25 protein-coding genes are annotated in these 23,876 nt (G+C 45.2%); 20 read left to right on the top strand and 5 right to left on the bottom strand.

Annotation, left to right across the window (positions count from 1 at the left end):
* Positions 1-93: 93 nt before the first annotated feature.
* From spo0A to T3H97_RS15330, 5 genes are all read left to right on the top strand, one after another.
* Positions 94-897 carry a sporulation transcription factor Spo0A gene (spo0A, locus tag T3H97_RS15350; RefSeq protein ID WP_023989239.1) on the top strand — a complete coding sequence of 268 codons (804 nt, stop codon included), beginning with the start codon at positions 94-96 and terminating at the stop codon, positions 895-897.
* A gap of 521 nt (positions 898-1,418) precedes the next feature.
* Positions 1,419-1,763 (top strand): hypothetical protein, encoded by a 345-nt coding sequence (locus T3H97_RS15345; protein ID WP_442955620.1) that lies wholly within the window; start codon positions 1,419-1,421, stop codon positions 1,761-1,763.
* A gap of 287 nt (positions 1,764-2,050) precedes the next feature.
* Entirely contained in the window at positions 2,051-3,751 is a 1,701-nt protein-coding gene (locus T3H97_RS15340) for a methyl-accepting chemotaxis protein (RefSeq protein ID WP_328800174.1), read from the top strand.
* Positions 3,752-3,916: 165 nt separating this feature from the next.
* Positions 3,917-4,423, top strand: a complete 507-nt coding sequence (locus T3H97_RS15335; RefSeq protein ID WP_328800173.1) for a hypothetical protein — start codon at positions 3,917-3,919, stop codon at positions 4,421-4,423.
* A gap of 371 nt (positions 4,424-4,794) precedes the next feature.
* A complete protein-coding gene (locus tag T3H97_RS15330; RefSeq protein WP_328800172.1) occupies positions 4,795-5,199 on the top strand; it encodes a hypothetical protein in 405 nt (134 codons plus the stop codon).
* Between the two features lie 102 nt (positions 5,200-5,301).
* Here T3H97_RS15330 and T3H97_RS15325 read toward each other — a convergent pair whose 3' ends face one another.
* The gene (locus T3H97_RS15325; protein ID WP_328800171.1) at positions 5,302-6,078 is read right to left on the bottom strand and encodes a sporulation protein; all 777 of its coding nucleotides are present in this window, start codon (positions 6,076-6,078) and stop codon (positions 5,302-5,304) included.
* Between the two features lie 171 nt (positions 6,079-6,249).
* On the bottom strand, positions 6,250-6,846 hold the full coding sequence (locus tag T3H97_RS15320) for a thymidine kinase (protein WP_328800170.1): 597 nt from the start codon (positions 6,844-6,846) through the stop codon (positions 6,250-6,252).
* A 208-nt stretch (positions 6,847-7,054) separates the two neighbouring features.
* Here T3H97_RS15320 and T3H97_RS15315 point away from each other — a divergent pair, with 208 nt between their 5' ends.
* From T3H97_RS15315 to lipB, 6 genes are all read left to right on the top strand, one after another.
* The gene (locus T3H97_RS15315) at positions 7,055-7,288 is read left to right on the top strand and encodes a hypothetical protein (RefSeq protein ID WP_328800169.1); all 234 of its coding nucleotides are present in this window, start codon (positions 7,055-7,057) and stop codon (positions 7,286-7,288) included.
* 126 nt (positions 7,289-7,414) lie between these two features.
* Positions 7,415-8,836 (top strand): dihydrolipoyl dehydrogenase, encoded by a 1,422-nt coding sequence (gene lpdA / locus T3H97_RS15310; protein WP_328800168.1) that lies wholly within the window; start codon positions 7,415-7,417, stop codon positions 8,834-8,836.
* 140 nt (positions 8,837-8,976) lie between these two features.
* Positions 8,977-10,005 (top strand): thiamine pyrophosphate-dependent dehydrogenase E1 component subunit alpha, encoded by a 1,029-nt coding sequence (locus tag T3H97_RS15305; RefSeq protein WP_025723034.1) that lies wholly within the window; start codon positions 8,977-8,979, stop codon positions 10,003-10,005.
* Between the two features lie 2 nt (positions 10,006-10,007).
* Positions 10,008-10,994, top strand: coding sequence for an alpha-ketoacid dehydrogenase subunit beta (locus T3H97_RS15300; protein ID WP_013310796.1), 987 nt, complete (start codon positions 10,008-10,010; stop codon positions 10,992-10,994).
* A gap of 88 nt (positions 10,995-11,082) precedes the next feature.
* Positions 11,083-12,474, top strand: a complete 1,392-nt coding sequence (locus T3H97_RS15295) for a dihydrolipoamide acetyltransferase family protein (protein WP_328800167.1) — start codon at positions 11,083-11,085, stop codon at positions 12,472-12,474.
* 45 nt (positions 12,475-12,519) lie between these two features.
* The gene (lipB, locus tag T3H97_RS15290) at positions 12,520-13,218 is read left to right on the top strand and encodes a lipoyl(octanoyl) transferase LipB (protein WP_328800166.1); all 699 of its coding nucleotides are present in this window, start codon (positions 12,520-12,522) and stop codon (positions 13,216-13,218) included.
* A gap of 120 nt (positions 13,219-13,338) precedes the next feature.
* On the opposite strand, the gene prli42 is transcribed toward lipB, so the two are convergent.
* Positions 13,339-13,443 carry a stressosome-associated protein Prli42 gene (prli42, locus tag T3H97_RS15285; RefSeq protein WP_328800165.1) on the bottom strand — a complete coding sequence of 35 codons (105 nt, stop codon included), beginning with the start codon at positions 13,441-13,443 and terminating at the stop codon, positions 13,339-13,341.
* Positions 13,444-13,529: 86 nt separating this feature from the next.
* On the opposite strand from prli42, the gene T3H97_RS15280 reads away from it, so the two are divergent.
* Complete coding sequence (locus tag T3H97_RS15280; protein WP_328800164.1) at positions 13,530-14,663, top strand: tripeptidase T; 1,134 nt, start codon at positions 13,530-13,532, stop codon at positions 14,661-14,663.
* Positions 14,664-14,734: 71 nt separating this feature from the next.
* On the opposite strand, the gene mciZ is transcribed toward T3H97_RS15280, so the two are convergent.
* Entirely contained in the window at positions 14,735-14,878 is a 144-nt protein-coding gene (mciZ, locus tag T3H97_RS15275) for a Z-ring formation inhibitor MciZ (RefSeq protein WP_076159536.1), read from the bottom strand.
* Positions 14,879-15,003: 125 nt separating this feature from the next.
* On the opposite strand from mciZ, the gene T3H97_RS15270 reads away from it, so the two are divergent.
* The 7 genes from T3H97_RS15270 to T3H97_RS15240 all read left to right on the top strand — a co-directional run bounded on the left by T3H97_RS15270 (position 15,004) and on the right by T3H97_RS15240 (position 20,611).
* Positions 15,004-15,615 (top strand): NUDIX domain-containing protein, encoded by a 612-nt coding sequence (locus T3H97_RS15270; RefSeq protein ID WP_028540610.1) that lies wholly within the window; start codon positions 15,004-15,006, stop codon positions 15,613-15,615.
* Positions 15,616-15,619: 4 nt separating this feature from the next.
* A complete protein-coding gene (locus tag T3H97_RS15265; RefSeq protein WP_328800163.1) occupies positions 15,620-16,816 on the top strand; it encodes an endonuclease Q family protein in 1,197 nt (398 codons plus the stop codon).
* A 188-nt stretch (positions 16,817-17,004) separates the two neighbouring features.
* A complete protein-coding gene (gene spoIIM / locus T3H97_RS15260) occupies positions 17,005-17,658 on the top strand; it encodes a stage II sporulation protein M (RefSeq protein WP_328800162.1) in 654 nt (217 codons plus the stop codon).
* Between the two features lie 99 nt (positions 17,659-17,757).
* Entirely contained in the window at positions 17,758-18,255 is a 498-nt protein-coding gene (gene fur, locus T3H97_RS15255; protein WP_103048701.1) for a ferric iron uptake transcriptional regulator, read from the top strand.
* 166 nt (positions 18,256-18,421) lie between these two features.
* The gene (locus tag T3H97_RS15250; protein WP_328800161.1) at positions 18,422-18,664 is read left to right on the top strand and encodes a YqzK family protein; all 243 of its coding nucleotides are present in this window, start codon (positions 18,422-18,424) and stop codon (positions 18,662-18,664) included.
* A 105-nt stretch (positions 18,665-18,769) separates the two neighbouring features.
* Positions 18,770-19,714, top strand: a complete 945-nt coding sequence (gene xerD, locus T3H97_RS15245) for a site-specific tyrosine recombinase XerD (RefSeq protein WP_328800160.1) — start codon at positions 18,770-18,772, stop codon at positions 19,712-19,714.
* A gap of 72 nt (positions 19,715-19,786) precedes the next feature.
* Positions 19,787-20,611, top strand: coding sequence for a purine-nucleoside phosphorylase (locus tag T3H97_RS15240; RefSeq protein ID WP_103048703.1), 825 nt, complete (start codon positions 19,787-19,789; stop codon positions 20,609-20,611).
* Between the two features lie 123 nt (positions 20,612-20,734).
* Here T3H97_RS15240 and T3H97_RS15235 read toward each other — a convergent pair whose 3' ends face one another.
* Positions 20,735-21,946 (bottom strand): O-antigen ligase family protein, encoded by a 1,212-nt coding sequence (locus T3H97_RS15235; RefSeq protein ID WP_328800159.1) that lies wholly within the window; start codon positions 21,944-21,946, stop codon positions 20,735-20,737.
* A gap of 204 nt (positions 21,947-22,150) precedes the next feature.
* Between T3H97_RS15235 and T3H97_RS15230 the strand changes: the two genes are divergently transcribed.
* On the top strand, positions 22,151-23,794 hold the full coding sequence (locus T3H97_RS15230; RefSeq protein WP_328800158.1) for a glycosyl hydrolase family 28-related protein: 1,644 nt from the start codon (positions 22,151-22,153) through the stop codon (positions 23,792-23,794).
* Positions 23,795-23,876: the final 82 nt, after the last annotated feature.

Raw genomic sequence — 23,876 nt, 5'->3', positions numbered from 1 at the left:
ATTCGATGTCGAAATCATATACTCCGACAAGAAATATTTATATACTGTAAACAGATATCACAATGGAATATCACTCAATGAGGAGGAAGTACATTGCAAAAAATTGAGGTATTGTTGGCTGATGACAACCGGGAATTTACGAATTTGCTTGCTGAATATATTTCCGATCAGGAGGATATGGAAGTTACAGGAATCGCCTATAACGGCGAAGAAGTGCTCCAACGCATCGCAGAATCCCGCAACATACCTGATGTACTTATTTTAGATATTATTATGCCTCATCTGGATGGTCTCGGTGTATTGGAGCGTTTAAGAGAAATGAACCTGACTCCACAGCCGAAAATCATTATGCTGACTGCATTCGGTCAAGAAAATATTACACAGAGGGCCGTACAGCTCGGGGCATCTTATTATATTTTGAAGCCGTTTGACATGGAAGTGCTGGCTAACCGTGTTCGCCAATTAGTGGGACCGCAGTTAGTTAGCAGCAGTCCGGTGACCATTTCATCCATGCGGTCCAACGTTGTACCTATGGGTAAGACGAAAAACCTGGATGCCAGTATCACGGCCATCATACATGAAATTGGTGTACCAGCTCACATCAAAGGCTATCAATATTTACGCGAAGCCATTACGATGGTGTACAATAATATCGAAATTTTGGGAGCCATCACCAAAACATTATATCCGGCAATCGCAGAAAAGTTCAAAACGACGGCATCTCGCGTAGAACGCGCCATTCGTCATGCTATCGAGGTAGCATGGACCCGCGGAAATATCGACAGCATTTCACACCTGTTTGGTTACACCATTAATATCAGTAAGTCCAAACCAACGAATAGTGAATTCATAGCGATGGTGGCAGATAAGCTGAGAATTGAGAACAAGGTGTCCTGAAAGGGTCAGAATGATTGATGGAAGCAAGGGGCTTTTGTGTTTTGACGCTTGTCAAAGATAATTGCAGGGATGGCTACTAATCTCCATAACAGCCGCCCCCACACTGATAAACTCCTGAATAGTAGACAATGAATACCGCCTTTTTATTGGGTCTTCCAAAGACCAGTAAAGGAGCGGTATTTTTTATGAACGATTTTGAATTTCAACTGGACAATTTAAAGTTTTCTTCAATTATCGTCATTTAATTGCTATCAGTGATCGTTCTACCAAAGTTATAAAGAATTATTATTGAACTATTGCTTGATTGACAAGCTCTATTAGAAATATAATTAAAACCATCTTTCAAATGAGGTGAATCGGATGTCTTTCCGTATTGTTCGAAGTATTTAGTTTCCGATGCTGAAAATCTAAATTTTCCTGAGAATTTCTTTAATGTAATCTCTTCTAGACATTAATGTAATCTCTTCTAGACATTCTTGTTTTTTGCAAGAGAAATAGCAAAGGTGTTAGTAAAGGGGGGTATGTTCCTGACACAGCAAGTAAGTGAAAACGACAAATTAAATATTAAAGAAGCGTTTGGAAGAGGACAGGCATGGGGTCCTAAGAAAGACTCGTTAAAAGCTAAATATATTACGGAATTAAGTGATGCTGGCTTTAACGACATACAGTCATTTGAATTCAATGCAAACGAATATTATCAGACTCCTACAGACTTAATATTTCTCTTGAAAAACACTCCAATTATTCCTAACTTCGGAGAAGAAGAAATTGATTTTCAAATACTCCAACAATTTATTTTGGACAATCAAACCGAAATAGGAATAAGGACAAATTCAGAACGATTTATGGTGATTGCTAGGAAGTAAAACATAGAAGGATACCCGTTTTGGGTATCCTTTTTTTGAGTTTGATGGAATGAGTGAATGAAGATTTTCAACATCTCCCTCGCTAAATGGCAGAACAATTGGGAATTATGAGACATAATACCCTTCACACTGTATATAAAATAAACCTGAATCAGTTGCACCAACCATCACGAAGAAAAATTTTCCTTTTGTAAACAGTTCTGAAATTCTCTTTAATTTTGATATAAACAATGTGTCGTTTCTTGTCGATATAGTATCTAATATAAAGAGAACTGAGGAGCGAATATATGAAATTTAACATTCGAACAAAATTGATATTGGGTTTTCTTGCGGTAATAATCCTGCTGATCGTGATTAGTACAGTATCTATCTCAAAAATGAAAAACCTAGGTGACACTTCGATGGAAATTGATAGCCATTGGATGCCTAGTGTGACCATCCTGGGAACACTAAATGGTGATGTATCTGATGTTGAACGGCTCTCATTAAATATTATTGTAGAACGTGACCCAGAGGAAATGGAGAAGGTTCAGGCCGAATATGATAAGGTTTTAAAAAAGGTTGAGGACGGCCGAAAAACATACGAAAAATTAATTGCTACCCCTAAAGAACGTGAAATGTATGAAGAATTCTCCAAAACTTATACAGAGTATCTGAACAAGTTGCCTGAAGTGATCGAAGCTGGTAAAGCTAATGATTACGCTCAATCAAGCATCCTTCATCAAGAGTCCTATAAGTTATGGTATAATTCAAACGATATAATCAGTCAGCTCATTAAATTGAATGCAGATGGATCTAAACAGACTACGAAAGAAGCTGTTGACAACTTTATTTCAGGTAGACAACTGGTCATCGTTTTGAGTATAGCAGCCGTTATATTAGCATTGATCATGGCAATCATCATAGCCCAAATTATTTCTAAACCTATCTTGCGAATCAGTCGTGCTGCTGAAAGTATCGCATCGGGTGATCTTACAAGTGAAGCTATCATTGTGAAGGGCAAGGATGAGATCAGTACGTTGGCACATTCCTTCAATGTCATGGTTGAGAACCTTCGTCAACTGATTCAATCTGTGAGTAAGACGACTGAGCTGGTAACCACTTCCTCAGAAGAATTGACGGCCAGCGCAGAGCAAAATAGCCAAGCTTCTGCACAAATAACCGAAACGGTGCAAGAAGTAGCTACTGGAACAGGAGACCAGGTAGATATGGTGACGAAATCGTCCCAAGCTATTGAGGAAATGTCTATCGGTGTTGAACAAATCGCCATCCGCGCGCAAAATGTATTCGCATCTGCGCAAGATGCGGCCCATAAATCGGCTGAAGGTAACCAGATGATTCAACAGGCAGTTACGCAGATGAATGCCGTGAATGATTCGATGAATGGATTGGCAGATCTCATGGCTGGATTGGGAGAGCGCTCAGACGAAATTGGCAAGATCATTGATGTTATCACCAATATTTCTAGTCAGACCAACCTTCTTGCCTTGAACGCTGCGATTGAAGCGGCCCGCGCAGGGGAACATGGTCGCGGATTTGCTGTAGTTGCAGGCGAAGTTCGCAAGTTGGCTGAACAATCGGCTCATTCTGCTCAACAAATTACGGAGCTTGTGGGATTGATTCAAAAGGATACTACCCATGCTATTGAGGCGGTAGCGTCCAACGGGAAGGATGTCATGACAGGTCGTGAAGTTGTACAAAATGCAGGCGCATCCTTTGAACTCATTCAGGAAACCGTAAATAAAGTGGCCAGTGAAATTGAAGAGGTTTCTGCCGGATCAGAACAAATGTCTGCAAGTACTGATGAGATTGTTGGTTTTGTCAGACAAATTTCAGCGATTGCTGAGGAAGCCGCAGCAGGGACACAACACGTATCTGCCGCAACTCAGGAACAGCTGGCATCTATGGAGGAAATTGCTTCTTCTGCAAGAAATCTGTCCCAAATGGCGGAAGACCTGCAAGGGCAAATTGGTAAATTCAAAGTATAATGTTCGTATACTGCTTTTTATGTTTCAGAGGAACTAGCTGCTCTATTGTGAGCGGCTTTTTTCTGTTTTTTTATTAATATATTGTGATTAAAGGGTGGAGATATGAAGAGCCTGTAATTGGAACGATATGATATAATGGTGTGAAATTCTTTGGGTTGGAGTGACATGATGGATAATAAGACTGAACTTAAAGCAAGTGAACTACGTCAGTTAGCGATAGACAAAATTATAGCTACACCATTTTTGAGTGATTTTAAATATCTGAAAAGCAGAAAAGTTTTGAAAAAAGAAACCAAGGAATTTATATTTGAAATTAGTTTTGGTGCGACTAAATATGGTGCATTAAAAGTTTATATTATCGTAGAATCCAAAAGAATAAAAAAGAAGTATAGTACTGGGGCTTGTTTTCACAGTGAGTTGATTGCTCTCACCAAGAAATATACGGAAAACAGGGATTACCTTGTGTCCACAGAAGCAGAAAGAGAACGAGTGATCCAAGAGATCGTTGAAGATATATACGCTTTTGCGTTGCCCTTTTTCAAGCGATTTGAACATGTAGAAACACTAGCAGAACAAGTACATAAGTCAGGTTTTTTACCGCATCGCAAACGTTTTGATAAGTTTAATCCATTGACGAAAAGATTCATTGATTTTTATTATCAAGAGGAGTAATGTAGCCATCTGGGGCATTTTTGTTCTCACCATTGGGCAGTAATAGGCATTATGATAAGTATGGTAAGGAGAATGATTTCCAGGGAGTAGATATTATCGTTTTTCAAAAGGATGATGTACAATTTGTAAAACGGGTCAATGTACTCCTCAGGAAAAGATGAGTTACCTAACATGCTCAATTTCTTGCTAAGAGACGAGTCGGATGTTGCATTAGAGGGTACGGTTTTTATATGGGTAGGCATTGGATGAACAGCACAGAGGCTGTACACACGGATATATTTTAATGAATAAAACTATAGGCTAAGTCATCGCATTGAACGGGCTAGTGTTATTAACCCAATTGATTCTAAAGCAAAGGCGGGGATGAGAGCATGTGGAATAGTCTGACTTGGGTGTGCTTTGGCGTGTTGTTGGTGGCGTTGGGTTGGATTGTTAAAGCAAGGCGTAGTCGCAGCAGCAACAAACAAGTGAATGAACAGCGGGGCAGTAATGTCGTTGAATTTCGTCCTCGTAAGTCTGCTCGACAATCCCGCACTGGAAATGAATCTAAGTCTAAAGTGGCTTCCGGTTCACGCGCGAATACAAAAGCAGCAGGTATTCAGACCCACACTGGATTTGGACTGTCTGACTCTATCCAGGGCACAGGCAAGCAAAAATGCTCCTTTTGTAAAAAAGAAGACAAATTAACCTTCTATGCGGATGACAATGGATCGCTGTACGGGGTATGTAAAGAATGTAAGCATAAGGCGGAAAGACAGGATATGTTGCCACTTTAGTCTATACAGACTGTTGAGGACCATCATTAAAAAATTCTTAAATTAATAAAAACTCCCAACCTATAGTAAATTGGTTAGGAGTTTTGTTTATGTTCTACATTGTTATCTAATTTGCCGGTCAATCAATTCCTCAAGCGCATCTGCTATGTGATCCGGTCCATAGGATAGCTCTTCCCGGCTTAAGCTCAACCAGGCATGACGCTCATCCATGTCAAAGGCAGTCTCCAGCCAACCAGATAACCCTCTGCCCCTGCGGTCTACTTCTACAAGCACATGCACACCCTCGGGTTCCAACTGCATTACCAACTCTAGCTCCTCGATATCCCGTGCATATTCCGAGCCAGGCGTAAATTCAAACTCCTGTACGAATGGAACACCGCGTCCCAGCTTAGGGTGACGTTCGCAAGAGGAGGAGTGGAATCGGAAGCCCAACAGGTGAACCGCCTCAAACACTGTATTCATATAGGGATGTGGCTCGATTTTGAGTGAATCACGATCGGTTGGGTCCAAAGCCATGCCAATATCTAATGCTGTTTCCAGCCAGACAGGCTGTTTGGCGTGAGTAACAGGAGTTTCCAACGGCAATCTGAAGGAAAAAGGAATTTCAAGCTCCTGTCCTTGCTCTAGATGAAAGCCGTCAGATACCTTAATCCGTGCAATGCAGCAGGTGCTGATAGTTTTTTTATCATCGTGCTCCACGATATATTCAGTCTTGAGCTCGATGTCAATTTTGCCGATTTCCTGATCAATTTTGCCGCCTTTGATGCGCATGATGCCACTAAGTTCTTCCCCAGGCACATATACGGCTTGATCCACCAGCGTATCGACTTTAGCTGAACCAATTCCTGCGCTTGCTAAGATTTTGTTAAAAAAACTCATTATTTCGTCCCCCCATATAATCTCATGGTCATGATATACAAACGAAAACTAAAAACTTGTACAGCTTAACCGGATATACGGGGCAATGGTTCGAATCGTTCCAAAAAAATGCAAGAAAAAAGTCACTGGTACTCATGTAGGCATATTGCAGCTTGTCGATCTATCTGTCCACTAATCGCAGTTCACTTTATGAGGAGGTATAAAGCAATTTCGACAACGAGGCTCATAAGCCTCAGAGTCACCGATCATCACAATAGGTCCCACAGTGGAAGGGTTACCATTTACTATTCGTTGCGTAAATACTGCTTCCGAGCTACCGCATACAGCGCAAAAGGAAGTCAGCTTCTCGATGTCATCCGCCATGGCGAGCAGACCACCGACATAGCCGAACTCCTTGCCTCGATAATCCAGATTCAGCCCATCGGCAATGACATGCTTGCCGCAATAAGCTAACTCTTGTATGAGCGACATAATATGACGACTGAAAAACTGGACTTCATCAAAGGCAACCACGTCGGCATCTTTTGTTTCTTGCAAAATACGCTGAACGAGCTCATCTGTGAGTTTTCTTGGGATAGAGATAGCGGGCAGCCGATATCCGATCCGGCTTACTATTTCGTCCTCGGCATAGCGGTTATCTTCAGCGGGTTTGTAAGCGACCACTTTACGATGCCCGTATTGGATTAGTTTTTGACAGCGGCGAATCAATTCGCCGGATTTTTCACTGAACATGGGGCCTGTAATAATCGTAATTCGTCCTGTAGGCAAAGCGAATTCCCCTCTCTGTAACATGTACATAACACTGTAAATCTTCTTCTCCGAAAGAAAACGCCATTATAGATTACCATAACCAGCCGCATACAGACTAGAGAAAATATATTGATTTTCGACATGTTTTTGTATGTCCATTCCTAAAACGTAAATGTGGTCGTCATTGCTCTGCCGCCGCGGGCATGATATGGTGAAGCGTAGTGGAATGAAGGGAAGAGTGAAAGGCATGGACGAAAAAAATACGGATTATAGTGCCAAAAAAGGAGCATTACTGGAGCAAGGGCTGATCAGCCCGCAAGCTCTAGAACTCGTCACTGAGCTGGAGACAGAGCTGAACTTTCTGCGCAAACAAAATGAATCATTTCGCAAGGCGCTGCGAGCCAAATCAGCACAAAGTTCAAGGATGTCTACCAAATTACGAGATGCGCTGTATGAATGATATGGAAAGAGATCTGGATTAAAGGGTTAGCTTTTTTGTAGCCTATGCCTAAACGCTATATTTTGTACAGTGAAATAAAGAGAGTACAATAAGCTATATATAATCAATTGTTAATGGAGGAGAAACATGACTATACATTGTGATGTCGCTATTTTGGGTGGAGGAACCGGGGGGTATGTAGCAGCCATTCGTGCCGCCCAGCTAGGCAAAGAAGTGGTTATCATCGAAAAGGACAAGCTTGGCGGAACCTGTCTACACCGTGGTTGCATTCCGAGTAAGGCCTTGCTACGCAGTGCGGAAGTATATGCCACGATTAAAGAAAGTGCACAATACGGTATCGAGACATCGGGAGCACAGCTTGTATTTCCCAAGGTTCAGGAGCGTAAGGAAGCCGTTGTGGAGCAGCTTCATCAGGGCGTTCAATTTTTGATGCGTAAAAATAAAATTACGGTGCTGAGCGGTAAGGGACGCGTGATTGGGCCGTCTATATTTTCTCCAAAAAGCGGGGCAGTTGCTGTGGAACTAGAAGATGGTGAGATGGAAACGATTGTTCCTGCACATCTCATTATTGCAACGGGATCACGCCCGCGTGTGCTGTCCGGACTAGAGCCAGATGGTGAATTTATTCTGAGTAGTGACGAAGCGTTAACTATGGAGAAGCTACCAGCATCCCTGATCATCGTGGGCGGTGGCGTTATTGGCGTGGAGTGGGCTTCCATGCTAAATGATTTTGGCGTGGAGGTTACGGTGGTTGAAGCCACGAATCGACTTATTCCCACGGAAGACGAAGACGTTTCACGTGAAATGCAGCGCTTGTTAACCAAGCGTGGTATCAAGGTGCTGACGGGTTCGCAAGTGCTGGCTGAAACATACGGCAAGGATGAGGAAGGTATCCAGATTGACGTGCAAAAAGGGGAAGAAACCGAAACCCTCAGCGCTTCCAAACTGCTCATTTCTGTAGGGCGTCAGGCAAATGTAGAAAATATCGGGCTGGAAAATACGGATATCCGCGTAGAGCGTGGCTTTATCTCGGTTAATGAGCATTTGCAGACGAATGAACCACATATTTACGCCATTGGAGATTGCATCGGCGGCTTACAACTGGCGCATGCGGCAAGCCATGAAGGTTTGCAGGCGGTTCATCATCTGGCGGGCGAAGAGTTTCACAGTGTACCTAACCATCTGATTCCGCGGTGTATTTATACACGTCCTGAAGCCGCGAGCGTCGGCTTAACGGAGCAAGAAGCCCGTGAGCGTGGACATCAGGTGAAGACAGGGAAGTTCCCTTTTCAAGCTATCGGAAAATCGCTAGTATACGGCAGTCGGGACGGCTTCGTCAAAGTAGTGGCCGACGAGAAGACCAATGATATTCTCGGTGTACATATGATCGGTACGCATGTGACGGATCTGATCAGCGAGGCCGCTCTTGCGCAACTGCTGGATGCTACGCCGTGGGAAGTCGGACAACTTATTCATCCGCATCCGACGTTGTCGGAGATTTTGGGAGAAGCGATGTTGGCCGTTGATGGACAGGCGATTGGCATATAAACATTTCAAATAAATCGGTGCTTTTCTTTTTGGGGAGAAAAGGATTATAATGGGGTTAGCCAGAGTTTAGTACCAGGTTTTAAGACAAGATGGTACTAGGTACTGGAAGTAGGATGTTTGACACTTAAGGAGGTGCCTCAATGAGTTCTAAAGGCGCTGTAGACGCTGGCTTCAGACATGAACAGCTGGGACTTACTCACGGACAAGTTATTGATATGTACAGATATATGTTGCTCGCAAGAAGATTTGACGAGCGCAACATGCTCCTGCAACGGGCAGGGAAAATTAATTTCCACGTTTCTGGCATTGGACAGGAGGCGGCACAAGTAGGTGCAGCTTTCGGCCTTGACCGGGAAAAGGACTATTTTCTTCCCTATTATCGGGATTATGGATTCGTGCTTGCGGTAGGAATGACGCCGCGCGAACTAATGCTGTCGGCATTTGCCAAGGCAGATGATCCCAATAGCGGCGGTCGCCAGATGCCAGGACATTTTGGTAGTAAACGGCTGCGTATTGTGACAGGCTCCAGCCCAGTAACGACACAGGTTCCGCATGCAGTAGGTGTAGCTTTGGCTGCCAAAATGCAGAAAAAGGATTTTGTATCGTTTGTTACGTTTGGGGAAGGCTCCAGCAATCAGGGAGATTTTCACGAAGGCTGTAACTTTGCTGGTGTACAGAAGCTGCCAGTCATCATTATGTGCGAGAACAATCAATATGCGATATCGGTTCCGATTCATAAACAGTTGGCAGGCAAGGTAAGCGACCGTGCTTTGGGATATGGTTTTCCAGGGATTCGAGTCGATGGTAATGATGCGTTGGCCGTATATGCGGCGGTGAAGGAAGCACGGGAACGTGCTGTCCGCGGTGAAGGTCCTACGCTGATCGAAGCCATGATGTACCGTCTGTCTCCTCACTCCACCTCGGATAATGATCTGGCTTACCGGACCAAGGAAGAAGTGGATGAGAACTGGGCCAAGGATGGCGTAGCCCGTATGAAAAGCTACTTGATTGAATGCGGCATTTGGGATGAGGCCAAGGATGCGGATCTGTCGGCTGAGCTGCTGCTCGAAGTCAAGGAAGCGATTGAATATGCAGATAAAGCGCCTTTTCCAAAGCCCGAAGATACGCTGCTGCATGTGTATGCAGATAGCGATGGGGAGGGCCGGTAACGATGGCGATTATGGAATATATTGATGCGATTCGTCTTGCCATGAAAGAAGAGATGGAGCAGGATGAAACGGTTTTTGTATTAGGTGAGGATGTCGGGGTGAAGGGCGGCGTTTTTACAACGACAAAGGGGCTTATGGACCAATTCGGTGAGCAACGTGTCATGGATACGCCATTAGCTGAGTCGGCTATTGCCGGGGTTGCGATTGGTGCAGCCATGTACGGAATGAAGCCGATTGCCGAAATGCAATATTCGGACTTCATGCTTCCGGCGACGAATCAGATTATTAGTGAAGCAGCTAAAATCCGTTACCGCTCTAACAACGATTGGAACTGTCCTGTGGTAATCCGCGCGCCAATCGGTGGTGGTATCTTTGGTGGTTTGTATCACTCTCAGTGTCCAGAATCTATCTTTTTTGGTACGCCGGGTTTGAAAATTGTTGCTCCATTTACACCTTATGACGCAAAAGGATTGTTGAAAGCAGCCATTCGTGACCCTGATCCAGTGCTGTTTTTTGAAAATAAAAAATCCTACAAGCTGATCAAGGGTGAAGTGCCTGAGGATGATTATATCGTTCCGATTGGCAAGGCTAATCTATTACGTGAGGGTGACGATATTACGGTCATCGGATATAGCCAGCCTTTGCATTTTGTTATGCAGGCTGCTGAGGAATTGGAGAAGGAAGAGGGCATTACCGCACATGTTGTGGATTTGCGCACACTCCAACCGCTGGATCGCGAAGCCATTATTGAGGCTGCACGACATACAGGTAAGGTATTAATCGTGCATGAGGACAATAAAACGGGCGGCATCGGTGCCGAGGTATCGGCAATTATTAACGAGGAGTGTCTGTTCGAGCTGGATGCGCCGATTGAGCGTCTATGTGCTCCTGATGTACCAGCCATGCCGATCAGTCCACCGATGGAGAAGTTTTATATGTTAAACAAGGATAAAGTTAAGGAAGCCATGCGCCGTCTTGCAATGTATTAATATAGGGCAGATTGGACGAAAGCATTCCAAAAGTATAGCGGGGGCAGCGGTAAAACGCGACCTCCTATAATGTTAAGGAGTTGAAAAAATGTCAGACCAAACACAATGGAACGACGTGACCATGCCACAATTGGCAGAATCGCTTGTATCGGCGACAATTGCCAAATGGCTCAAACAACCTGGTGAAACGGTAGAGCAATTCGAGCCGATTTGCGAGGTTATTACAGATAAAGTGAATGCAGAAATCCCATCCACATTGGACGGCATTATGGGTGATCTGTTGGCAGAGGAAGGTCAGACAGTAGCGGTAGGCGAGTTAATTTGCCGTATCCAGACGAAGTCGGCTGCACCTGCGGCGGCATCAGGAGCGACACCTGTTGCACCAGCATCTCAAAGTACCGTACAAACACAATCTCAGCAGAGTGCTGGATCGGATCAGTCCATGAGAGGACGTTTTTCCCCAGCGGTGCAAACCCTGGCTGCTGAGCATAATGTGGACTTAAGCCAAGTACCAGGCACGGGCATGGGGGGAAGAATTACCCGCAAAGACGTGCTGAATTATGTGCAGCAGGGCGGTTCTGCTCTCACTGGAGTATCTGGACAGCCGACTGCGACAACATCAGGACAAGGCTCTCCTTTTGCAGGAAGACAGCAGTCTGCCACTCAGCACAGTACACCGATTCAAAATATGGACCCTGCTATTCCGGTTCGTAACAGTGGGATTCATTTGACGGAGGCTCCAAAAGCTCCTGTGATCGAAGTTGAGGGTGGCAACAATAACAGATCCGAGTATTTTATTGATGTTACACCCATTCGCAGTGCAATTGCTCGCAATATGCGACAAAGCGTTTCCGAAATTCCACATGCATGGACGACGATTGAGGTGGATGTGACCAACCTGGTAATGCTCCGCAACAAGATCAAAAACGAGTTCAAGCAAAAAGAAGGCATCAATATTACGTATCTGGCTTTCCTCATGAAAGCAGTCGTGAATGCAATCAAGGAATATCCGATCATGAATTCGGTGTGGGCTGTGGACAAAATTATCGTCAAAAGAGATATCAATATTTCGCTAGCCGTGGGTACAGAGGACTCCGTTCTTACCCCTGTTATTAAAAAAGCGGACCAGAAAAATATTGCTGGATTAGCTCGTGAAATTGACGATTTGGCACGTAAAACCCGGGAAGGCACGCTCAAACTGGACGACATGCAAGGCGGAACGTTCACTGTAAACAACACAGGCTCCTTTGGTTCCATTTTATCTTATCCGGTGATTAACTATCCGCAGGCTGCAATTCTTACCTTTGAATCCATTGTCAAAAGACCCGTGGTTATTGATGATATGATTGCGGTTCGCTCGATGGCTAATCTGTGCTTGTCGCTGGATCATCGCATTTTGGACGGAGTGATTTGCGGACGATTCTTGCAACGGGTTAAAGAAAATCTAGAAGGCTACACTTTGGATACGAAGCTGTACTAATCATCCGAACAGTGGGGGAAATGTACGGAGAGGAAGTGACAGGCCGTGAACAGACGACCGCTTGATGTAACCTATACGAATAGGATGGAATATGCCCATGCATGGGATGTCCAGAAGGAGATTGTGGGAAAGCTGGATGCGGGAGAGGCAAGAGAAACGCTTATGCTTCTCCAGCATCCACCGACCTACACGATTGGTTCTCAGCGGCATCCTGAACATTTGCTCCTCACACCAGAGCAACTGAAGGAGCAGGGAATCAGCGTCTTTCAGATTGACCGTGGGGGAGACATTACATATCATGGGCCGGGGCAGCTTGTCGGATATCCTCTACTTATGCTCGGCAACGGGGAGGCTTTGAATTTGCACGGATATCTTCGAAGTCTGGAAGAAGTGATCATCCGGTTGTTGGCATCTTATGGAGTTGAGGGGAGCCGTAAGCCTGAATATACGGGGGTATGGATCGGGAATCTTAAAATTGCGGCCATTGGCGTCAAATTCAACAAGTGTAAGCACCGTCGGGGCTTCGTAACCAGCCATGGCTTTGCCTTTAACATCAAATCAGGGATACAGCATGAGGGCTTTGAGGGCATTGTCCCGTGCGGAATTCAGGAATACGGTGTGACATCATTGGAGGACTGCATACAGAAGCCTATGTCGGTGGAGCAGATTGCGAAGGAAATTGTACCGTACTTTGAACAGCAATTTTCATTTGTTGCGCATTGGCAAACGCATTCTTTCCAATAAAGTAAGGCGGGCTATTGTGTATCTACACGGAAGCCCGCCTGTTTGCTTTACGTAACAGCTCGTCCACTCAAGGCTTCAATAGTGCCTTAGAGCAGCCGGATACCTTGAGCGGTATAGTTATTATAGTGGCATAATAAACGGCTCAATTACCATGAACAGCGTAGAACCAACCATAGCTGCGAGCATAATGTAGACGAAAAAACGAACCCATTTTTTGTTCGACATGTGTAACTCCTTTAAGATAGGTTTAAGTCATAGATAAGAACATCTATCCGTATTGTAGCGTAATCGGGAAAGAGAGGAAAGTTTAAATGACAGTAAAAGTAGTAAAAGACCGAATCATACAGGAATTTATGGAACTCGTACAGGTGGATAGCGAAACGAAAAATGAGCAGGAAATATCACGCGTTCTAAAAGAAAAGTTTAATGCACTCGGGCTGGAAGTAATGGAAGACGATTCTCGCGAAAGAACTGGACATGGTTCAGGCAATCTGATCGTCACCTGGAAAGCGGAAGGTGTAGAGCAAGCACCCAAATTATTTTTTACCTGCCACATGGATACCGTTACTCCGGGTAAAGGCATTAAGCCGCAGTTGGGTGAGGATGGCTGGATTCGTAGTGACGGTTCAACGATTCTGGGGTCTGACGACAAGGCGGGAATTGCTGCTTTGTTCGAGGCGATTCGTGTCGTGCGCGAGCAGAATATTCCCCATGGTCAAATCCAGTTCGTGATTACGGCTGGCGAGGAATCTGGATTGATGGGTGCACGGGCGATGAAGCCGGAAGTGCTAGATTCTGATTTCGGATATGCTTTGGATTCAAATGGTGAGGTCGGCTCTATTTGTATAGCTGCCCCAACGCAGGCACGTATTGAAATGAAGATAACTGGGAAGTCTGCTCATGCGGGGGTAAATCCCGAAGATGGCATTAGTGCCATTCAGGTCGCTTCTAAAGCAATTTCTAAAATGAAACTTGGACGGATTGATAAGGAAACGACCGCTAACATCGGCAGTTTCGAGGGCGGCGGCGCGACGAATGTGGTATGCGATTTTGTATTGATCCGTGCAGAGGCACGTAGTATTGTGCAGGAAAAGGTTAATCATCAAATCCAGCATATGCGTGAAGCGCTGGAAACCACCACACGCGAATTTGGTGCACAGGGAGAGTTCCGCAGTGAAGTCATCTATCCGGCTTTCAGCTTTACGGAGCATGATGAAGTTGTACAGGTTGCACAGCGTGCAATTCAAGGACTGGGACTGGCAACGCCAACCTTTCATTCCGGTGGTGGCTCAGATGCTAATGTGTTCAACGGGCTTGGAATTCCAACGGTGAATTTGGCTGTGGGCTACCAGAACATCCATACAACAGAGGAAAAGATCAAAGCCGATGACCTGGTGAAGGTTGCTGAAGTTGTTGTAGCTCTGATTCAAGAAACCACAAAATAAATTTGTATTATACACTTGCAACATACTGAAAAAAGGTTCAGGTTAAAGACAGGAACAGCGTTCCTTCGTCTTTAGACCTGAACCTTTTTTGGAACAGCTAGCGAAGCGATGGTGGCTGTAGGGCCATGTTCCTTTTGCCATTGACGCAAGAGTGCTTGAATCTGCCAGGCTTTACCAACGATATGGAGGGTGCTTTCAGTACGGTAGCTTTTCATTTCTGCATCTCCTCAGGACAGGAAGTTTGTTATTCTACCACCAGCATATGTACAAAGTGGACAAGTTAGACTAACTTTGGTGATAATTAATAAAGAAAGATAGATATGAAGGAGGAAACTTACCGATGAACGAGCAAACGAACGGACAATTGAACAATCCAACAAACGATGCACATCGCAAGCCTTATTCCAATCCTGCGCTGGAGGAAAAGACCGTGTCCACACAGCCTATCTTTGAGGGAAAGGTCATTACATTACAGGTAGATACGGTAGAGCTTCCCGACGGCTCCACTGGCAAGCGTGAGATCGTAAAGCATCCAGGTGCGGTGGCTGTTTTGGCTCTACATGAAGGGAAAATGCTGGTCGTGGACCAGTACAGACAGGCGATGGGGCGCTGTGAGGTAGAAATTCCTGCAGGTAAGCTAGAGCGGGGTGAAGACCCGATGGAAGCAGCGGGGCGTGAGCTGAGAGAAGAGACAGGTTATACTGCCAAGTCGTTGAAGCTGCTACACTCCTTTTATACCTCTCCTGGCTTTGCGGATGAAATCATTCATCTGTATGTGGCCGAAGAACTGGAGTTAGGTGAGATGGAACCGGATGAGGATGAATTTCTGGAGTTGTTTGAGGTGACGCTGGAAGAAGCACAGACGCTCATTCGTGAAGGACGGATTAGTGATGCTAAAACGATTTTGGCCGTCTATGCATGGCAACTCCGCCAACATACAGGGAGCTTCTAAGCGGATGGATGAAAATAGAGTAGAACTTAACGACTACTTTGCAGACTTGCATATTCATATTGGTAGAACAGAGAAGGGAAATCCGGTCAAAATTAGTGGCAGCCGCGATCTGACCTTTGCCAACATAGCTAAGGAAGCCTCCGGTCGCAAAGGAATTGGGCTGATTGGTATCATTGACTGCCATGCACCTAATGTACAGGAGGATATTCGTACCTATTTACATACGGGTGAAATGAAGGAAATCAGCGGCGGCGGTATCGCATACCGGGATACGGTTATTCTCCTTGGCACGGAGCTGGAAATACGTGCTGAAGGTCGTCCTGAGGCGCACGTACTGGCCTATTTTCCAGATCTGGCGGCGATGGAGGATTTTACCCAATGGCTGGCCCGGCATATGAAAAATGTTAATCTTAGCTCACAACGAATCTATGCACCGCCACGCGAATTGCAGCAGCAAATTTACGGACGTGGAGGCATTATGGTGCCTGCACACGTCTTTACTCCTCATAAGGGTATATACGGCAGTTCAGCGGCTCGTATGGAGGAACTGCTGGATATGGACCTCATCAGTGGGGTGGAGCTGGGGTTGAGCGCAGATTCATCTATGGCCGGTTTGATTTCGGAACTGGATCGCTTCAGCTTTCTCACGAATTCAGATGCCCATTCACTTGGGAAAATCGGACGAGAATACAACAAATTATCACTGGCGAAGCCGTGTTTTGATGAATTCAGAATGGCTTTGGAGCGGCGGGAAGGACGACGGGTGCGTGCCAACTACGGATTAAATCCGAAACTGGGCAAATACCATCGGTCTTACTGTCAAAGCTGCGGTACGATTATTGACGAGCAACAGATGGCGGATGAACGTTGTCCTGACTGTGGTCATACCAAGCTGGTGCGTGGTGTGCTGGATCGAATATGGAGCATTGCCGACCGTGAGCAACCCATGATTCCATCTCATCGTCCGCCGTACATTTACCAGATTCCACTGGAGTTTATTCCAGGTCTGGGCAAAGCCAAGCTGAACCAGCTATTGGCTGCATTTGGAACAGAAATGAATATTTTACATGAGGTTACACAGGAGGATTTAGCAGCAGTCGTCGGAAAAGTGCTAGCAGAGCAAATTGTGCTTTCACGCGAGGGGCGACTGTCGCTTGTGTCCGGTGGTGGTGGAACATACGGCAAAATAGCTAAGTCCTAGTAAAGTCTTGTCCCTCTAAAGGCATATCAGCGTCTGCTTGTTCATAACCATAAATTATCTATGCCGCTGGCTTGGCACATCATTCGTGATGTTTGATCTGCAGCGAAAGCTGCCCCATTTCTTGCCATCAGCCGTCGGATTACGGTTGTTTTTTGGACAAACAAGCAGATGAAAGGGGCAGGACGCCTATGCAATGGTTTCGTCATACGTTAAAGGATCAGACGCCGTATTATGTTTTCTTGGCTGTGCTGTTTATGGTGGGAGTCGTCTTTGGTGCACTTATGGTAAACGCACTCTCGCTGGAGCAGTTACAGGATTTGTCCCGTTACCTGAAGGATTTTTTTGTAACGGTCAATCAAAACGAACAGGGCTTCGCTGATTCGCAGGCGGCCTCGACCTTTTGGGATAGCGTATCTTTACATCTGAAATGGGTCGGCCTAATTTGGGTGTGTGGCCTTTCGGTTATTGGTCTGCCGGGCATTCTTGTATTGAATTTCCTCAAGGGTGTGCTAATCGGATTTTCAGTAGGTTATATGGTGGGGCAATATTCGTGGAAAGGACTGCTATTTTCTTTGGTTTCAGTTGCTCCCCATAACCTGCTCGTGATTCCGGTACTGCTCGTCTGCAGCGTGGCTGCGATGACTTTTTCCATCCATATGATCAAAACCAAAATACTCGCTACCCGGCCGTCAGACGGAATGCTGCGTCCGTTGCTGTCTTACGCAGGATTGACTGCTGTGATGATGGTGCTTCTTATTGGTAGCGCGTCCTTTGAAACTTGGATCACCCCGGTTATGATGCAATGGGTCACTCCTATGCTGACAGCTTCCGTGTCATCTTGATCCGTTTCAAAATGTTTGACTTTATTTGTATAGACCCCCTATAATAATAGGAGTGAAAAAAGTGCAGTAGGCAGTAGCTTTGCAGGGGGAGGGAGACACATGGAAGCACGGATCGAAAAAATTAAGCAGCAGCTGCAATCCCAGGGCTACAAACTAACGCCTCAGCGGGAAGCCACCGTCAGAGTTTTACTTGAGAACGAAGATGATCATCTGAGTGCGGAAGATGTATTTATGCTCGTCAAAGAGAAAGCTCCCGAAATCGGTCTGGCAACCGTATACCGTACCCTAGAACTGCTAAGTGAACTGCATGTCGTGGAGAAAATTAATTTTGGTGATGGCGTTGCGCGTTATGATTTGCGCGGCGATACAACCAAACATCACCATCACCATTTGATATGTGTGCAGTGTGGCAGTGTAGATGAAATACTGGAAGATTGGCTTGGACCATTGGAGGAGCGCCTGGAACGGGAATATAATTTTACCGTAGTGGATCATCGTTTGGACTTCCACGGTATTTGTTATCGTTGTAAGGCGAAGAACGATACGACCGCTCAGAAAACCTTGGGCAAATCCAGAAAAAACAAATCTCAGGACTAAAAGCTGACTACCCAAGCTCTCACCGACGAAGATGCGTTCGGGAGAGCTTTTTTGGTTCGGAATCTGTTGTTCGGGATTAAGCGGTATAAAAAGGAATAGCTTGTCATACCCTTCCATAGAGAGTCCTAATAGGGACTATATTCTGGGGAAAAGGCGGCTGATTTACATGGTACTATCGTTGCGGAGAGGACTAAAATGGCTGCGTTTGGTAATCTTGTTCGGAGTGCTGGTATGTATGTTCTTTTTTAGCCTCAGGCTGTTTACAGATTGGATAACACCTGTAGATCATTACCGAATACCGGAAGGACATGCAGTTAAGGTATTTGGCGGACAAAAAGTAAATGAAGGGTCCGAGCATCGAATAGCAGTGTTGGAACGTTTACGTTTCTTTTACTGGTATGGTGAATAGTCTAAGTAATCGGTCTTGATGAGCTTATGAAATGAAGGCAGCACACGAAGAAGCAGACGCTGAGACTGAACCGCTGTATGCAGAACAAGGAGACTTTTGGAACTCATGAAAATGTACATTCAACCTTTCGCTCAATATATTGAAGAGGAAAAGGGTTTGTCGCGCAGCACTTTGGAAGCGTATCAACGAGACGTACAGCAGTTTGTCGAGTTCGCAGAAAGCTGTGGAATTGAGAAGCCGGATAACGTTCAACGGTCACATCTGGTACTGTATTTGGGCCGTTTGAAGGAACAGGGAAAAGCTGCGGCGACGATATCACGTAGCGTCGCCTCCATTCGCTCCTTTTTTCATTTTCTTATTCGGGAGGGAATTACGATCCATGATCCGTCCGTTCTGCTGGAGCTGCCTAAAGCGACTAAAAAGAAGCCCTCGGTGCTGACGCAGGATGAGATAGAGCGTTTGCTGGCCGCACCGGATGTGACTGCCCCGCAAGGGGTGCGAGACAAGGCGATGCTGGAGCTGCTATATGCGACGGGCATTCGCGTATCGGAGCTGATTGCCCTAAACGTGCGTGATGTGCGCACCGATCTGCGCTTTGTGCACTGTGGCGGCGAGGCAGGCAAGGAGCGTGTTGTACCGATCAGCCGTGAGGCATCACAGTGGGCACAAGCCTACATGGACGAGCAGCGTCTATTATTGCTGAAATCCGGGCAGGGTGAAGAAGCTCAGGTAGAGCAGGAAGCCATGTTCCTGAACGTATCCGGACAGCGTCTCAGTAGACAGGGCTTCTGGAAAATGATTAAGAAGTACGGCCAGGAAGCAGGCATTAGCGAGGATATCACCCCCCACACGCTGCGGCATTCCTTTGCGGTACATATGCTGGAGGGCGGAGCAGACTTACGCTCTGTACAGGAAATGCTGGGTCATGCTGACCTGTCAACGACGCAGGTATATGCGCAGACGGCAAGACGGAATATGAAGGAAGTATATGAGAAGCATCACCCGCACGGCGGTAACCGCACTTCTCATGAAAGCAAAGATCGAACGTAACGATACTTTGCTATCATAGAAAATGTGATAATGACTATAACTTTACGATTGTTCAAGTCAGGAGAGATATTAATGTCAACAACCAACCAAGCTACGATTCAGGAAGCAGCAGATTATATCCTTGCCAAGAGCGGGATTCGTCCAGAGATTGGTCTTATTCTGGGATCAGGTCTCGGTATTCTGGCCGATTTAATTCAGGATGGAATTAGTATTCCTTATCAGGATATTCCCCATTTTCCTGTATCGACGGTAGAAGGTCACGAGGGAGAATTACTGTTAGGCACGATTGAAGGTCGCGCTGTCGTCATGATGAAAGGGCGCTTTCATATGTATGAGGGCTATGGCCCGCAGCTGACGGCTTTCCCAGTTCGGGTGATGAAGCAATTGGGGATTCAAAGTCTGCTGGTGACGAATGCAGCAGGTGGTGTAAACACTTCCTACGAAGCAGGCGATCTGATGGTCATCTCGGATCATCTTAATCTGACAGGACAAAATCCATTGATCGGACCGAACGATGCTGGTCTGGGTGTTCGTTTTCCAGACATGTCGGAGGCGTACAGCCGCCGCTTGCGTGAAATTGCTAAGCAAACGGCTAATCAACAGGGCTTCAGCCTGCAAGAAGGTGTATATGCTGGATTGCTGGGACCTAACTATGAAACGCCTGCTGAAATCGTCATGCTGCGTACACTGGGCGCAGATGCGGTGGGTATGTCGACCGTATCTGAGGTTATTGTAGCCCGTCATGCAGGTATTGAGGTACTGGGCTTCTCCTGTATCACGAATATGGCCGCAGGCATTCTGGATCAGCCTTTGTCCCATGGTGAAGTGATGGAGACGGCAGAGAAGGTACGTGAGCAATTTTTAAAACTAGTGCTAGCGATTATTCCACAAATGTAGATTGGGTATATGTTCAACCGAAGCGGTGGACATATACCCCAAGAACCCCGTATCCGAACGCCTCTTGTTGGCGTGGCTACGGGGTTCTTTTTCACATACAGCGGTTGAGCTGAGGATGATCTCCTAATGAAGAGACTGTGTGCTCAATGCAGTTGAATTCGTTTTTTCTGCTACAGCCAGTTTATGTCGTTCTTGCACCTTAATCACAATAACCATGAAAATAATCCAGTAAATGGATAGCGAGTTCAGGAAACGACTGTCCGTTATATTGTTCAATATGATAAACAAGAAAAAAACCGCTGCCGTCAACCATGTATACATATCTGCTTTACCAATTCTGAATTTAAATAAAGTGGTTATGGCGATTGTAATTGTTGCCAGTAGTCCTGTAAGGCCCACATCGATCCATAGATCTCGGAAACCGCTATGGCTGCTTGTCAGATCAAATCGAATTCCGTTCGCATAGATACTGGGCCGGGCTGCCCAGTAGGAGCCGTAACCATGTCCGAACCAGTAATGGCTCTGAATAGCACCACCAATCCCCTGCCAGATTTCCGTTCTTCCAGTTAAGGTCGTTGTTTTTCCAAATTCCGACGCAATCGCATCTCCATAAGTAAAGATGAATACCAAACCCAAAAGAACGAACAAGCAGGAACAGCTAATGAAGAAACCGCGTAATGCAATGCTTCGGATTCTCTTGAATAGCAATATAAACAATATAAATACGAAGAGCGAAGATGTCAGTACCAAAGAGGTGGTAGATTGGCACTCGATGAGCAATAAGGCATTGAGTAAGATGAAGCCAATATGCAAAACTTTATGTTTACCCCTGAAAAAGTAAATAACATGTGAAACAAAACTTAACAGAGAGAGAGTTCCAAGTGTATTTTTATGACCAGAGATGCCCTTCCATAGCCCAGTATGTTCTACGCCACCATGAATAGCAAAGGAGGGAACGAGCAAAACGGCGAGTAGATTGAGTATGCTCAAAATACTTAACGTAACGACTAAGAGGCGAATGCAGCCCTGTGTTGTATAATGGGTGACCAAATAGAGTCCAAAGGTAGAGAAGGCAAGAAATTTGAGAACCATCAGCAAGGAAGAGGTCTGCTCTTGTTCAGCCCATAAACAGGAGGCAGCGATGTACAGCATGAGTAAAGTAAGCAATGGATTGTCGGCTAAGGTTGCGATCAATGACTTGAGTGAAGGTAGTAGCATGGTATAGCTGAACAACAGGATAAGCAGGGAAATCGTGATAACTCTGGGGGACAAACCCTGACAAGCATAAGGAATCGAAAAAGCCAGTAAACCAGCTACTGTAAGTACATGTTTCACGATTTCACCGCCTAGATACATTATGTATCTATAATATACAAAACGTATCTTCTTGTACAATAATAATAAAATATTTATTTTCATTTTTCTCAAGCCTAGAGCAAGCCCTATTGTGCATATACTCAGTCCATGCTAAGAAAATGAAGAATTCTTCGGCTTGGTTAAAAAGGAACTTTTTACGTTTTTAAACATGGGGGTGTTCGGGTGGCGGATCATTTTACAGACCGTTTGAAGTTGAATTTGAGTGGTACAGGCAAAGACTTAACACCGCAGCAATTAAATGAAAATTTTAAAACCATTGAAAAAGAATTCATTGAACGCAGTGTAAACGTAAGTTGGTTTGGAGCTGCTGGTGATGGTATTCAGGATGACACGGCAGCTTTACAGGAATTGATTAATAAGACCCCCGATTATTCCATTCTTCACATCCCCAGTGGACGATACAAAATAACCTCTACCCTACAGATTCGCAAGCAGGGTGTGCGCATTTTTGGCATTCATAAGGGCAGATACCGACAAGGCAAAGGTGTTACGTCGATTGAATATTATGGTACGGGTCCTTGTTTTCAAATTGGAGATGAAAGTCTACCATCGTTTAGCGGATTTCAAAATGTGCAGTTTCATGACTTATCGATCCGGTACGAGGGGGCTGACAGAGCCACATTAAATAATCCGTTTTCGCAGTCAGTGAAGCGAGGATATTATGGCAAAGGTACTTTGGGTATTCAGGATTGGAAGGGCGGCGGAGTTGCCCTGGATAACGTCCTAATTGAGCATTTTGAAACGGCTTTTTGGGGCTACGAAAGTGATGTGAATTTATTTAAATGCACGGAGATTAATTACAATAAAACAGGGATTCACTTGCAGAATAGAAGTTCACAGTTTACTAGCATAGCGCTTTTTACATTGGGGAACGATACGGCATTGGATCTGAATAGCTCCAACGGGGCCAGATTTTTAGCTAGCCAGTACATTAAGGATGGAAGTTCCAATGATATTCCCATTCTAATTAATGATTTTATGAACGCTGAATTTATAGGCTGCTGGTTTGAGGGACTAAGCAGAGAGCATAAGATGACAGTGCCTTCTTTTATTCAAATTGGTGCTACCAAAGAAACAAAAAATGTGGCCTTGCGTGACTCCATTTTAGCGATAGCGGACAAATTCGATGACACCCAATCCGTATGTAACTATTTTGTGGATGTGGTCATTGGCAAAAAAGTTTTGGTGGACGAGGTGGGAGGGTATCCTCGTAATCTAAAGCAGCTTATTTCTTTCTCTGGTAGCTCTTCCACACAGCAGGTGACACTTCGCTCACATTTGGATTTTAGCTATAGCAATAATCGTTATGACGAGAATAATGGGACAGGGCAGGCTTTGCTGCTGGTCGAGAAATACTCGAACAACGGGATTGAGCATTTGGACGAAACCTTTGTTAAAGCCTACCTGGGATCGAGGCAAAATCTCCCCGCAGGTAGCTGGCAGAAGGTGAAGTTCAATCAAATCAACCATGATGAGCTGATCGAATTCGATGCGGTGAATAGCCGATGGCGAGCCAAGCGAGCTGGGAAATACAGAATACAAGTCTACATTTCGACCGATCCCCAAGTGGACGGCAACCGCACACGGCTGGCACTTCATCTGAATGATGAACAAGTAGCCGGGAGTTCAGCCTATGCTTATCTCGATGATAGGGTAATTGGCGGACTGAACTATAGTGCATTGAATGGAGCAATGGAACTTAGACTGGAAGCGAATTCTTTTATTGATATACGGGTGTTTAGTCAAAATACAATGGATATTCTACCGGGTGGAGGAATCACATATCTCACCGTTAGCCGAATTTAAACAATTATTTCATAGACGATAGCTGTTCTGTCATTTTATATATTGGAAAATGCGCACCATGCTGACTCAGCTTGGTGCTATT

Source organism: Paenibacillus sp. LX16, from assembly GCF_036252815.1.
Lineage (GTDB): Bacteria > Bacillota > Bacilli > Paenibacillales > Paenibacillaceae > Paenibacillus > Paenibacillus polymyxa_B.
This window is presented reverse-complemented; position numbering and strand designations above follow the sequence as displayed.